9 protein-coding genes and 1 pseudogene are annotated in these 13,986 nt (G+C 54.8%); 5 read left to right on the top strand and 5 right to left on the bottom strand.

Annotation, left to right across the window (positions count from 1 at the left end):
- Positions 1 to 1,103 precede the first annotated feature (1,103 nt).
- From WCO56_25170 to WCO56_25185, 4 genes are all read left to right on the top strand, one after another.
- The gene (locus WCO56_25170) at positions 1,104 to 1,316 is read left to right on the top strand and encodes a hypothetical protein (protein ID MEI7732888.1); all 213 of its coding nucleotides are present in this window, start codon (positions 1,104 to 1,106) and stop codon (positions 1,314 to 1,316) included.
- A gap of 14 nt (positions 1,317 to 1,330) precedes the next feature.
- Positions 1,331 to 1,864 (top strand): hypothetical protein, encoded by a 534-nt coding sequence (locus tag WCO56_25175; GenBank protein MEI7732889.1) that lies wholly within the window; start codon positions 1,331 to 1,333, stop codon positions 1,862 to 1,864.
- Positions 1,865 to 2,252: 388 nt separating this feature from the next.
- Positions 2,253 to 3,278 (top strand): restriction endonuclease, encoded by a 1,026-nt coding sequence (locus WCO56_25180; GenBank protein MEI7732890.1) that lies wholly within the window; start codon positions 2,253 to 2,255, stop codon positions 3,276 to 3,278.
- Between the two features lie 455 nt (positions 3,279 to 3,733).
- Positions 3,734 to 3,955, top strand: coding sequence for a hypothetical protein (locus WCO56_25185; protein MEI7732891.1), 222 nt, complete (start codon positions 3,734 to 3,736; stop codon positions 3,953 to 3,955).
- A 125-nt stretch (positions 3,956 to 4,080) separates the two neighbouring features.
- Here WCO56_25185 and WCO56_25190 read toward each other — a convergent pair whose 3' ends face one another.
- From WCO56_25190 to WCO56_25205, 4 genes are all read right to left on the bottom strand, one after another.
- The gene (locus WCO56_25190) at positions 4,081 to 4,416 is read right to left on the bottom strand and encodes a hypothetical protein (protein ID MEI7732892.1); all 336 of its coding nucleotides are present in this window, start codon (positions 4,414 to 4,416) and stop codon (positions 4,081 to 4,083) included.
- Between the two features lie 147 nt (positions 4,417 to 4,563).
- Complete coding sequence (locus tag WCO56_25195) at positions 4,564 to 5,301, bottom strand: SprT family zinc-dependent metalloprotease (protein MEI7732893.1); 738 nt, start codon at positions 5,299 to 5,301, stop codon at positions 4,564 to 4,566.
- Between the two features lie 65 nt (positions 5,302 to 5,366).
- Complete coding sequence (locus WCO56_25200; GenBank protein MEI7732894.1) at positions 5,367 to 8,642, bottom strand: HsdR family type I site-specific deoxyribonuclease; 3,276 nt, start codon at positions 8,640 to 8,642, stop codon at positions 5,367 to 5,369.
- A gap of 233 nt (positions 8,643 to 8,875) precedes the next feature.
- Complete coding sequence (locus tag WCO56_25205; protein ID MEI7732895.1) at positions 8,876 to 10,174, bottom strand: hypothetical protein; 1,299 nt, start codon at positions 10,172 to 10,174, stop codon at positions 8,876 to 8,878.
- Positions 10,175 to 10,438: 264 nt separating this feature from the next.
- Between WCO56_25205 and WCO56_25210 the strand changes: the two are divergent.
- Positions 10,439 to 10,990, top strand: a pseudogene (locus WCO56_25210) (tyrosine-type recombinase/integrase).
- Positions 10,991 to 11,554: 564 nt separating this feature from the next.
- Here WCO56_25210 and WCO56_25215 read toward each other — a convergent pair.
- The gene (locus tag WCO56_25215) at positions 11,555 to 13,753 is read right to left on the bottom strand and encodes a hypothetical protein (GenBank protein ID MEI7732896.1); all 2,199 of its coding nucleotides are present in this window, start codon (positions 13,751 to 13,753) and stop codon (positions 11,555 to 11,557) included.
- Between the last annotated feature and the right edge of the window lie 233 nt (positions 13,754 to 13,986).

A 13,986-nucleotide genomic window follows, 5' to 3' on the forward strand; every position in this document is an offset into this window, starting at 1 on the left:
TGCCGGACAATCATGACGCTTGTGATCAAATTCATCGCAGGGAACATATAAGGGTTGTTCTCAGCATTATACGTTCTGCGCTGTTTAATCGTTCCCGTCGTTCTATTGTTTTATGCGCGCTGTCAGCCAGGGAAGAAGGCCAAAGTTTCCCGCTACGCGGTTGATTTGCCGTGGCCGCTGAAGCGGCCTTTTGAACCCACATCATACGGTAAGTGCGTTTCCTAGCGACGCGGTGCAGCCGAAGGCTCGCTGTGTAGGTACTCCAATTCTGTCCGTTTGCCAACACAGCTCATCTCAAGTGGCGCTTACGCAAGCTTCAGCGCCAGCACCGCTTAACCGCCTATTTTTAAGCGAATCACCACAAATCACCAACCAACCGAAGCGAACCGGGAGAGGGACCACGATCAGTCAGCGCCGTCCTCGCCTCCATGTCACTTGCGACGCAAGCGTCGCTGCGTGCCATTCCGTCTGCGGGAGCACGGGAGCCTGGCCTGGCGGGGCGTTTTCCTCCGGCGGCGTGCTCGTGCGCGGCGGACGTAAACGTCCGCTGTTTCGCGCACGGGCAACGCCGAAATCAGTCTGCGCCTGCTTTGACACACTCCGTGGCCACCGGCGGGCCTTCACTCCACTGGCGTTCCGTTACGGCTCGCCGACGCAGCCCGCAGAGGATTCGCGTGCCCCCACGCCCCATTGACGTTTTCCCCTGGTGTCGCAAGCCTCACTTCGGCGGGGCAGTAACGGCGTCCTCCCTTGTCGGACGCCAGCCCCTTCTCGCGAGCCTTGCTCCACCCCCATTGGAGGGCCAGACTCCCGCAGACTCTTCGCCTACATTCCACTCCATTTCGCGACGCATAAGCTACACGCGACGCTACATTTCGTTCCATTCCAGCTACGAGTCAACGGGAGACTGGCAAGAAGCACCCCCCGGCGGCGTGATCATGCCCGGGCGCGGCGGATGTAAACGACACATCCGCTATTTCGCGCACGGGCATCATCACTGCCGCCCCCAATATTAGTCTGCCCTGCACGCAAAACCCAGCCCTGGCTTAACCCTTACCCGTTCCCTCCTCTCCATTCCGGAGAGGGGGGAACCTTTACCCACTATGAAAACCCCACGCCACCACCTCGCCCGCGTCCAATCCCGCGAAGCGGTCCAACTCGTGCGCCACTTCGCCAACCGTGCCGCCAAGGAGCGCACCAAATTCAAGGCCAACCCGAACGAGGCCACCTCATTTGGCATGTACCTGGCCTACCGTTCCGCCGCTTGGCTCGCCGCCAAACATTTCAAGCGCCACGACCTGTTCCCCAAACCCTGACCCCACCCACCCTTATGCAAATCCTTGCCGCCCGTATATACCACACCCCGCGCAACGGCCCGTTGACTCCCGAAGCCGCCGAGACACGCCGTCTCGCCTATGCCATCAAAACGCTGGCCAGCCCGAACGGCGACTTTGACACCGCTGCTGGCGAAATGGCAGCGCTCATCTCCGGTCCCTGCTGGCTGGTGCCGATCCCCGACAGCCGCGGTGGCACCACGGCCAACACCCGCTTGGCCGATATGATTGCACGCCATGCGAACGCCCGTGCCGCTGGCGCCCAGGTGGTCTGCGCCATCTGCCGCACGGCGCCCATTCAATCCCAATGCGCCCGCCGCAAACTGGCGCTTGGCCCGCTCCCACCCGAGGCCCATCACTTGGCCCGTACCAGAAAAATGCTGACGCTGCGCCAGACCTATTTCGTGGACAACGTCACCACCAGCGGCAACACCCTCGAAGCCGCTCGTCTTGCCCTTGGCTTTGGCGCGGGCCTGGTCTTTGCCGACGACGCCCCGCGTCGCGTGCAAATTCAAGCCACGCTCTTTTGACTCTTGCCGGGGCCGGCCACACCGCCTTGCGGTTGCGCGGCAATCACTGCCAGCCGTGGCCGGACCTCGGCGCACCGCCGTGCTGCCGGGCTCTGCCCGGCCCCGGCAGGGTTAGCCGCCCTGCACCGGCTCTCCATTTTTCTGGGCCTCGCGCCGGCCCATGCCCGCGCCAGAGGGCTTACGCCCTCTGGACTCCATCGCTTTTCGAAACCGGGGCTTCGCCCTCGACCCACCAAAGGGCATTCGCCCTCTGGACTTCCATGCGTGCCATCTCCCATTTTCGGTACTTGTTTATGAATATCCCAGTTAACTGATCCTCATTCATGTTTTTAAAATATATTCGCAATATTCTTGCGTCATTTTATTTTTACACATATCACCTATAACCATGCTTGCTGAAAATTTTCCGAATATGACGATCTGGGCTTTTAACAAGCCCAATGATGAGAATATATCTTTTGTTTATGAGTCAGTGTTGAAAGGGCGCTCGCACTTTGGATGGAGCTATGTGCCTACCGCTGATCTACGGCAACTTGAGCCCCGTCCTTGGGCTGAGCTAAGTCCAGAGGAAACTGATTGTTTTAAGAAATCCAATTTTCTCTTACGCATCAATCCGGGTGACTGGATTGTTCATATCAATGTACCAAGCTATGGCCGCTGTGTGGCAGCACGAGTGACAGGAACTTACGAATTCGCTACTGAGGTGCCTTTCGGTGATTTCCGTCATTACATACCTGTCGACCCAGCAACGGTAATTCCGTTTGATAGGACATCTCCTAACGTGCTTCCCATCATTGAGCAAAAACTCAAATTGCGAGGGCGACATTGGCGTATTCATGCCAAAGAAGAGTTTCTTCAGAGCATTGAAAATCTCAAGGGAAATAAAGTTTCGGTAGATGATGGCGTAACAAAACAGCTATCCTATTTGCGGCAACAATTCGATACGCATTTACAGGAAATCACTTCTTGCATTCATAAAACCCATCTTCGAAAACACCTGGAGGACCTTGTCGCACAGATATTTCAACGGATACCTTCCGTCAGTGCAGTTAAGGTGAATGGATCAAGATATGGCACTGACTACGGGGCAGACGTGATCGTCGAATATAAGATCGGCCTTCCCTTGCCAGGCCTTGAGCGAGACGGAGTTCTAGTCGTTCAGGTGAAATCGTATGAAGACCATCACTGGGAAACTGTAGCCGTAGACCAGCTGGAAACTGCGATAGAAAAGTACGGGGCGACGGCGGGCCTGTTGGTAACCACGGGGGCACCAACGGAACAACTCACAGAAGCAATCGACAAATTGCGTGATAAGGTTGCTGCAAAGGGTGTAGATGTTGGAATTGTGGCAGGCTGCGACGTCGCTCGTTTCATGCTTCGGTTTGGCGGCGATGTTATCCTCGGCTCGGAGTAGCAGAAAAATATTGTACTAATCCATTGGCCACACCATTTGTCTGCACAATCTCCATCCCGCTCGACGTAGGTCGCCCCAGCTCGGCCGGCCCCGGTCACTGGGCGGGCGCTGGCCACAGTTCACTGATGACTTGATGACTGCTTACTGATTACTGGGCCAACTGCGGATCTCCAGCCTGCCCCCGGTGCGGCATTCTTTTTCGGATTTCGGTGTTCGGGTTTCGGTCTTCGGATTTTCCGCCCTTACCCATGCGGGTCGCATTCCCCTGGGCTGCGGCGATTCGTTCGGGCGTGTTGAGTGTTCATAGCCCGGTTCCGTACCCTTCGCCCTTACCGGCCCGCTAACCGCCGGGGGGCCAACGCAGGTGGTACCCTCTGAAGATCACTCCCACCGGCCGCCCCGGCGCGCGGGCTGGTTCGGTGCAGGGCGAAGAGCCCGCAACATTAAAAAAAACTATGAACACCACCATCACCACCCCCGAACAAAACCTCGCCGCCCCCAGCGTCACCATTGCTCCCCGCAATCCGGCCAAGGGCGTCATCCTCTACGTCGTCACCCTCACGGATCAAAAGACCGTCCGCACCTATCCCTGCCGCAGTCTGGAGACCGCCGAGCAGTTGGCCCACCGTTTCATCAGAGGCATCATCAAGTCCGCGGCCCCCGCCCCCGCCCAGTGACCCGCATCCCCCGGCCCTCGCCGGGGCTTTTTTTGCTCGCTTACCTTTGTCGTCCTTGTGGTCCTTGTCGTCCTTGTTTTTTCCCTTTCGCATTTTTCGCGGTTCAGTCCCCCCATTTCCCCGCTTTAAGAAATCGCAAAATGATCCGGGTCCATGGCGAACTTACCGGCCTGGCAAAACGGGCATTGTCTCCCGTCCAGCTCCCAGGTGTCGGCAATATCCTTCGCGCTGCATTTTGGGCAGGCCTGAATTGGCGCGCGTGAATCCACCATGAATTCGTGCCCGCACCCGAGGCACAAGTGCGGGCTGTCATTCCCAATGCACTTGGACACCAGGTCATCATTGGGATGGTAAGCGTACTTTTTCTCACCCGAAGCCGTGATATAATACGGATTCCCATCGTCCCAAGGTTCGATGGTCTTCCCGCAATTTCCGCAGATGAAGCGCCGGCTCATTGCCATAATGCAACGCACCCTAAGCCCCCCGGCCATACTATTCCAGCCAATTCCAAAACCCTCTGCTGCAATTTGCAATGTCCATGTGGTCAATATGGTCCATGCGGTCCCCATTCGCGTTATTAGCGCCTTTAGCCTTCAGCCTTTCGGTCCCTATCCCCCCATGCTTCTTTCCAATCGCGCCTTTCTGGTTTCCCAGTCCGGCATGCTTCTTCGCAGCAGGGCAAAAAACTCCCTGCCATGGTGCCCATGCACCAGGTGGCAGAGTTCATGTGTCACCACATAGTCGATACAGGTGCCGGGTGCCCGCACAAGTTCGGGATTGAGATAGATGGCTCCCCGCCGGGTCCAACTTCCCCACCGCTTGGGCATCCGCCGCAGGTGCAGCCGGGGGGGCTCGCTCACCCGCCCGTGTAGCCGGGGCAGGCACGCCGTCAGGCTCCGGGCAAACGCCATCCGGGCATGTTCCACATACCAGGCTTCCACGAGGTTCCGTACCCGGTCGTGCTCTACTTGCCGGGCGGTTTCCACATAAATGAACTGGCCCTTAAGTTTCACCGTCTCGCCCGGCCCCTCAGAGATTTTCAGCCGGTACTGTCGCCCGAAGTAGCGGTGGGTCTCACCGCTCACATACCGGCGCGGTGGCACCGGCGGCAGGTACCGCTCAAAAAAACGCCGCTGTTGCCGTATCCAGTTGGCCCGCTTGCGGACCTTGGCCTTCACCGCCTCCACGTCCGCCCCGGCCGGAGCCGTCACCACCACGGCGGTGTCCGGCTTCACCGTGATCGCCAGCGTCCCCCGGCTCGATCGTCGCAGCCGGAAACCGATCCGTTCGCTCCCGGCCATCACCTCAAGCTGTTCGCCCTCCGGCGCTGTCTTTATCTGTGCCATCCGTGTCATCCGCGGTTGAAATTGTATTTTTCCATGGTGTTAGTCGTTATCCCGTGCGGCTCGCTTCATTTCGCGTACCGCACTTTGGCAATATCCAACACCCGCTCGATAATCACATCCATATCCTGAACCGTGAGCGGCACTCCTTTCTTGGCCCTTGCCTCATACAACAGGTCATCAATGGCATTGCGCATTTCGTTTTGCACATCCGGGTTTGACCGCCAATCCACCACGAGCTTTTTCTGGACCGCCTCGTCAATTTCCACCGCCAGATCCGCCATCGGGCTGCTTCCTCCGTATGGCGCTGCCTCCTCATTCATCTCCATCCCGTCGCACACTTCATTCACCACCCCGTAAAACGCCTTGGCCGCCTCGCGCCCCTGGAGCGCCGCCGGCAGGCTGTCCCCCGTGCGGCTCAGCACCGCGTTCATCGTGGCGGTCGCCCGGTTTAGGTATTCCACCTCATCAATCCGCTTCTGCCGGTAGGCGTCAATGGACTCTTGGAGCACCTTCGAGAACTTCCGGTAAAACACCGGGTCCTCATCCATCTTTTCCGTGATCGTCTTTTGCGTCCGGTGGGCAATCGTGTCCGCCTTGGACGCCGTCGTTTTCAGTTTTTCCACTTCCGCTTCAAACGCTTCCCGCTCAAAGATGTTCACCTGTTCCGTGATTTGCTGGATGCCTTCCGCCTTCACATGCGTGTCCACCAGCTTTTGCACCTTCTTTTCGTACTCCTTGAAATCAATCTCTTCCGCGTAACGTTTTTTCACGGACGCCCGCAGTTTCAGGAAAAACGCCAGGTCCTTCTTGTACCGCTCCTGTTTCTTCTCCGGCGTGTCCCGCAGGAACTCCATGGTTGAGAGCGCAATGCCCAACGTCCGGTGGTACGCGCACAGCTTTTCATAGAACCGCCCCCGCAATTCCTCATCCGCCAGCAGCGTCTCGTATTCCTCTTCATCCAACCGGTTCTTCACCCGCTTGAACACGTCCCACAGTTCCGAGTGCTTTTGCGGCAGGCTCGCCACCTCGCTGGCCACGTTCATCACCGTGCCTTCCAGGTCCTTCGCCTCGAAATCCGGCAGATGCCCGTACACGTCCATGGCCTCGCCCAGTTCTTGGAGCACCCCAAAGTAGTCAATGATATAGCCAAAGTCCTTGCCGTCATAGAGGCGATTCACCCGCGCAATGGCCTGCAGCAGGTTGTGCTCCACCAGGGACCGGCACACATACAGCACCGTGTTTCGCGGCGCGTCAAACCCGGTCAGCAGCTTGCTCACCACGATCAATATTTCCGGGTCCGGCCCGTGTTTGAACCCGTTGACGATTTGCTTGAGGTATTCCTTTTCGCCCCCGTACTTCGCCATCATCTTTTTCCAGAAGGCCCGCACCTCCTCGCTGTCCACCTCGTCCACCGTCTCGTTTTCCTCGCGGGTGTCCGGCGCGCTGATCACCACGTCGCAAGTCACCTTCCCGAACTCATCCAGGAACTGCTTGTATTTCAGCGCCACTTTTTTCGACGGTGCCGCCAGTTGCGCTTTGAACCCCGTCTTTTTCCACGCCTGGCTGTAGTGTTCGCTGATGTCAAACGCCGCCTCGTAAATCTTCCGTTCCGCCTTGTTCAGTTGTTCCGTGGTGGAGAACTTCCGTTTCAGGTCCGCCCGTTGCGCGTCCGATAGCGGCTTGGTCACCACGGCAAACCACTTGTCAATGGCCCCTTGGTCCACTTGTTGCAGCACCAGCCGCCCCTCGTAGAGCAGGGGCACCACCGCCTTGTCCTTCACCGCCTGGTCAATCGTGTACGCCGGTTCGATCAGTCCGCCAAACTTTCGGGCGGTGTTCTTTTCCAGCTTCATCAGCGGCGTGCCCGTGAACCCGATAAAGCAGGCGTTCGGCAGCACCTTTTCCATTTTCGCCCCGGTCTCGCCATACACGCTGCGGTGGCTTTCATCCACCAGCACAAAGATATTGGCCGATTCGTTTTTCAGGTCGCCCCCGGTGATCGCCGCCGCAAACTTGTCAATCACCGTCGTAATCACGCTTTCCTTGCCCTCGCTCACCAGTTGGGCCAGGTGTTTCCCCGTCTGCGCTTGCGTCGGCTCCTTGCCGCACTGGTGGAAGGTCTTCCAAATTTGGTCATCCAGGTCCACCCGGTCCGTCACCAGCACGATCATGGGATTCAGGATGCCCGGCTCCAGCGCCAGGGACTTGGCCAGCATCACCATCGTCAACGACTTGCCCGAGCCTTGCGTATGCCATACCACGCCGCCCCGCCGCCGCCCGCTCCGCTCGATGTCTCGCACGCGGGCAACGATGTTCTTCACCGCAAAGAATTGCTGGTACCGCGCAATCTTCTTCTCCCCGGCGTCAAACACCACGAACCGCCACGCCAGGTCCAGCAGCCGCTCCGGGCGGCACACGCAGTAAATGGCCTTGTCCTGTTCCGTCACTTGGCGGCCTTCGGCCTCCAGTTCATCGAAATACCCCCGCACATACCCAAACCGGTCGGCAAACAGCTTGTCCTTTTGCGCCTTTCCCAGCGGCTTGTTCACCACCGCCGCCACTTCCGCCGTGATGTCCGCCGGCCTGCCGTCCCGCAGTTCCCGCCAGCGGGACCAGAACTTTGCCCCCGTCCCCGTCGTGCCAAAGCTGGCCTCATTCTTGGTCACCCCCATCACCAGTTGCGTGAAGGTGAACAGTTTCGGGATGTAATCTTCCCCCTGGTTGCGGATGTTTTGCGAAACGGCCTGTTCCAGCGGTTCTTTGATGTCCGGCCGCTTGCACTCAATCACCGCAAACGGGATGCCATTCACGAACAGCACCAGGTCCGGGCGGCAAAGCTGGTTGCTCCCGGTGCGCTCCATCTCAAATTCTTCCGTCACATGGAACACGTTATTGGCCGGGTTGCGCCAATCCACATATTGCACCGTGAAACTCTTGGTGTCGGTAATAGTGGGGCGGGCGTCCGCGCCTGCCGGTTCACCGGGCGTCCCGCCCGGTGTTCGCGTCACCTCAATCGTCTGTTCCAGCGCCTTCCCCAGGCACAGCAAGTCATAAATTTTCTCGCTGGTCCGCACCAGCCCATCAAACGGGATGTCCTTGAGCGCCTGCATGGCGCTCAGGATATTCGCATCCGTGAACTCATGTTGCCCGCCCCGGTAGGTGATCCGGTTCAGCTTCCGCAGTTGCTCCGTCAGGATGCCTTCCAACAGCACGTTCGAGAACCGTCCCTTCCGCTGGAAAACCACCTCTTGCGGCCGCAGATACGTGTACCCCAGGTTCTGCAACAACTGAAGCGCCGGCACTTGCGAAATATGGTCTTCCTGAAATGATGGGGTGTTCATGTGTTATCCTGTTTCTCGGCGTCGTGTGTGCTCTTTCGCGGCATACATTTTCGGGTTCATACTTCAGCCTTCAGCATTTTGCCGTTTCCTAGATATCCCAACGGGATAACGGAACCCAGCCCAGCGGTTGGTCTGCGGGCAGCCAGGGCGGGCAGACCTACCCTTACCCGTTCCCCACAACCCCCGCAACCCTGTAAGCGGTTGCCGCAATCGGACCTGAAGATGTGGAACGTTCATGATTTGCCCCTTGTTTCCTTGATAGCTTCGACAATCACCTTTGTAAGTTCCTCCAAAGGTTTGGTTCGTCCAAAGAACGAACTCCTTGGCTTTATCGTCAAATCAATCGGCATCTGATATAGCCGCTCAACTGTGGTTCTTATCAACTCCGCTCTGGAGTCTTGTACGCCTTGCAACCGATCAGCAAATGCACTCAAAGTCATGGCGACCGAAGAGCGAAAGGCATACTCTTCTTGGTATTGTCGTTCCCTGGCATATTGACGAATGGTCCAGCCGGTCGCAAAAACCGCTGGCAGCAAAAGCCCGAAATTCATAATTAATGTATGCCAAATGTCACCCCCGTCTTTTCTGAGGTAAGAGAAGGAAACTGTGATCCAAATACTGGAGGCTATAAAGGCTAGCACAACTCCTTTCATCCACATGTCAACGGAGGGTTTGAGAGCGTTTTTTCGTTCCTCAAACTTCTGCCCCAGAATACCCGCTGCGGCCGTACCAGCCAGCTCATTCACCACCGCCTCTTTTTCCTTGATCCACAGGTAGGCTTTTTCGCTTTTGTCCAATTGTTCTTTTACCTGATTTTGATTGTTTTTTAATTCTTCATTCCTTGAGTTGATTTCCATGAGTTGTTTTTCCGTGGCAATTTTATGGTTTTCTTGGGTCTTAACAATTTCCATTAGTTTCCCATCACGCCCGGCTGCTTGGTTGGCCGTATTTGCAACCTCTTCGCTATCCTTCCGTACTTTACCCAGTATTTGACTTACCTCATCTCTCGTTCCTCGGATGCTGCCAAGCGCATCTTGTAATCCTGATAGCGCCTGTTTTACTTCATCAGATAGGGCGGAAACCTGTAATTTTCGCGTTTCAATCTCTGTAATTAATTCCTGACCTCGAATTTCATCGGCACCATGCAGTTTTCTCTCAGATTTATCCCAGAAGCCACAAAAAATTTGGTAATCTATTAAAATCATCAATAAAGTAATGCTATTGGCCCAATCATTTGCCTTAATTTGATTTAGAAATTGTTGTATAATATTTACCACATTCCGATTCTGGTAAGATCCAACTTCGCACGGAAAAATGTTGGGGTAGAACCTAGCATCCTTGCTTTCCATGGCTGCTCGCAATTGAACCACTGCCCTTGCGACTAGCCCTGGGAATTCCGCCGCTGAAATGTCCTGCCAATAAATTGTTGTGAGTTCCTTATTCTTGTATTGTGTGGCAATTCGCTCACCCACGTTATTCTGTTCGATTTGTGCTAAGCTACTGATTACGATTTGAATGTCGCCTTTATTCATTTAGTTGCCTTTCGTTTTTTCTTCGCATCCGTCTCATTGCTCCCATTAGTCCCATTTTCGCGTATTTAGCGTCCTTTCGCGGTTAAATCCGCTATTGGTGCGCCTTCCATTCCCCATTCTTGTCATAGTTCACGGATGTCGGCCACCCACACCCATTCCACACCTGGTCAAACAGCGGCCGCAGCAGTTTCCCAGCCGAGTCCCGAACCGATTCAATCATGATTTCATCCGTCAACAGGTGATCACGATCAATCGGATGCCGCATTCCTAATGGCGGAGGATGTGGATTGGAATCAGCACACTCTTTGTTATTCGCGCAAGAAGTTGAAATCGCGCGGGACCAGCGTCAACCCGGCGCTGATCCGGTTCGGGAAAGAGGTGGCGGAGATTTTGAAGCGGCGGCCGCAGTCGGGAGCGTTGTTCCCGTATCTGCGGACGGTGCGGCCAGGGGATCGGGCCTCGGAGTTCCGGCAACGGTGTATGGGGCTAAAGATCAAAGGGGTGACGCTGCATTCGTATCGGTACGCGTGGGCGGAACGGGCATTGAAGTGCGGATACCCGGAGCGGTTCGCGCAGCAGGCCCTGGGGCATAATTCCAAGGCGGTACATCATGCGTACTCGAAGCATGCGGAGGTTACCATCCCATCGCTGGATGACTGGGAGAAGACGTGGCAGCAGAATCCGCAGCAAATTATCAAGCCGGCGGTGGTGCAGGTGAATTTCCAGGGGCCTGCGGATGGCCCAAAAGAGGGCCTTGAGCACAAGGGCGAAGCAGCGCCAATGATGGCAGCAACGGCGATATCCGTGGCGGGTTAAGGGCTATGCGCCTCGCCCGCGACCCAAAACCCTGCGCGTTTGAGCCTCATCCTGACCGCTCGGTGGAATGGGGCGCGGAGAGCTTCCGCCATCCAATACACCAGGCGGAAGCGGATGGCCTCCCCGGACTAGGGGTTAAAAGAAACTGAGATTGTGGATGCGCGATGGAATAGTTGAGAGCTAAGAGCTGACAGGTACGGCAGGGACAAGTGATAAGTGACCAGTAAACAGTAATCAAGGAGACACCACATTCAAAGCTATCCGAGGGGTTACTGACGGCGGCTCATAGGTCCGAGTGAGTGCAGTAGTTAATAACTCGATGTCCCGGCATTCCAGGTCGATTTGGCGGACAATGCCATGAACGACCCCGGCGACGGCGATGGCCTGCATGAAGAACGAAAGACGCCAAAGCAAGGGCGAGCACTCGGCTTTAGCCCAGCTATTGTCTCAGGAGGTCCCGGGAAAGCTGTTTGGGGCCGATCGATCAGGTATTTTGCTTAACGTTTGTCGTTCTTTCCGGTATTGGGGCGAACGCTCGCGGCGGAACTATGCTGCGACACATGTTTAGAACGACACAATTTTTTCACCACCACATTTCCAGCCAGCGATTAGCCGCCAGTCAAAGATCGGGCTGGCGTTGGTATGTACTGCTCTTTTTGCGACGCTGACACGGATTATACATTGCAATCCCTTTTTCCCTTCCTCCTCGACATTATTCCACTGACTTAGCACTTTGTTCAATATTTCCTCTGTCATGCTTTTCGCGTCGAATTTTCTTTCGCTGTATAATGTAAAGTCGTCATTTACTCCCCCAGTTAGCACATGCGTCATCGCAAAAGTTGCAGGGCCACTAACCCCGTTTAATACAATGACGTACCGTCTCTCTGCGTCCGGCGGTGTGAAAGGATTTCTGGCGATAAGGATATGACCGTAAACATCAAAATCCTGTCTCCCATCAAGTTCCTGTTGGCTTTTGTATGGAAGCAGGATTTCCGTTTTGCGGACAGACTCTATTTTATGAGAGCCGATCCACCCACCGATAACTCCGCGTTCTTCCTTGTTCTCGGTTTGGTCGTAGGTTTCATCATCTACGTAAAATGCCCTTGCAATCGCAGAACGTTTACCTCCTTCTGGGGGATTCCCATCCCGAAATTGGCGCTTTCGCACGATTACAGCATTGCTATATTTTTTTACAAACCCAGCGAGATTACTGGGCCGCTTGAACAGATCTTTATCTGGCACGCCGTAGCATTTGCCAAAAATAATTTCAGTGAGAGGATTTACATCGGGAGACGCGATAACGACACAATTCTTTTGACCAAGTTTCAGATCGTTATGGATGCTTTTAATGTAATCAATCGGGTCAAGTCTGACGAATTCAGGTTGGTAAATCGGCGTCTCGATTCGGGGGCGATACTGCTGGTTGCTTAGGTATGCCGCCAGTTCTGAAGCGGCGCGCAAATCCCAATCGCCGACCATCTCTCGAACCGGGTTGGCGACGTGCAGCGCTCCTGTAATTATGGACACCTCGCCACGGTTCCCCAAAAACTTGTCCCAAAAATGCTTCCGAGACCATACGGTAAAATCCTTTACGATTGTGTCTCTCATCACTTTCGAAAGTTCACCTTGCAGTTGTTCCGGTTTCCTATGACTGAAAGTCATATGCCTTTGTGCGCGGATGTCAAACGCCAAGTCCTGAATCCCCTCCTCGCCAGTGGTTTTGCTTACCACAAGTTGGGTGATGGGGATAACATTTTGGCCACGCGCATGCCCGTAGCCGAGCCAAAAATAGGCCATCGGATGACAGTCTTTGCCGGTTCGGACTATCAGCAAGTAAGCATTATCGACGGCGGCTTTGAATGCCTTAAACGATTGATTATTCGCAATTTGACATTCTCTCTTTGCGATTTTTTTCTTAATCTGTTCAATTCTTTGAATCTGGTTACCAACGGATCGCTTCAGGTCCTTGTCTTCTGAGAGATCAGCTATCGCCAGACCAATGTCAGATTTGACGTGAGTCGTGAAATCGAGCTCTATATCGCCCTCAGTAAAGAGAGGTGTACTTTCTGGATCGTGAGGCAAACCGAGGTTTTTATCGTTTTCGGATCCGAACACTGAGTGTTTGAGGATTTCTACAAAACCGATCGACGTTCCCGTTTCGTGCCTAATGGGCGAGGTGACCCCGCTTGACCATGCAAGAGCTGAGCCGGAGAAGCCTTTTTTGGCATCACTGCTGAGCAAAAGAGGATCGAGATCTGCGTAAAGATAAAGGGGACAACCCAAGTACTTGGCGACGGATTGCGCGAACGGACGTTTGTTGTGGCCAACCAAAATAAGTGATTGCCCCATACCATATGCCAACCCCAATTCATAGAAAACGTTCTCATTGGGGCACGACACATCGGCTATCACAAAATCGGCTTCCTGGATTTTGCGGCAAATTCCCTGGCACACTACTGTGCCGGTTTTCTGTGGCACATCGGATCTTGATAAAATGACTCTCTGCTGCTTGTTGTGGTAGTTCTTCTCAATGAATGGCTTCAAGATGTTGTAGAAGAACACTGTTAACTTTGGCTGAAAAGGCATTACCATGAAGCCTGTGAGGGTGGTTTTGTGTTTGCCAGCTTTCCGGTTCTTTTCAATTTCATCTGTGCTCACACAGGCCATTCCTGTCATAAAACAGGGATCAACACATCGCGGGTGGGATTTGAGGATTTTTTTAAAAAAGCGACTCACTTCGGAATTGGATTTGGTGGCATTCATGTTTTTCGCTTCGACTGTGGTAAAATATATTTTGCCCAATGTATTCGTCGGTTTAACTGAGTCAACCTTGAAGTTAACAAATGTCTGAACACTGCGATGGCCGATATTCTTCTTGTCGTACCGGCCACAGGCACATACTTTGCCAGCAGTCCAGGCTATTGTGCGAAGGAATGGCGTATTGGGTGTGTGACCGGAGAGTAACTTTGTTCAAGCGGCGATTTGGAGTTTGAGGT

This window comes from Verrucomicrobiota bacterium (assembly GCA_037139415.1).
Lineage (GTDB): Bacteria > Verrucomicrobiota > Verrucomicrobiia > Limisphaerales > Fontisphaeraceae > JBAXGN01.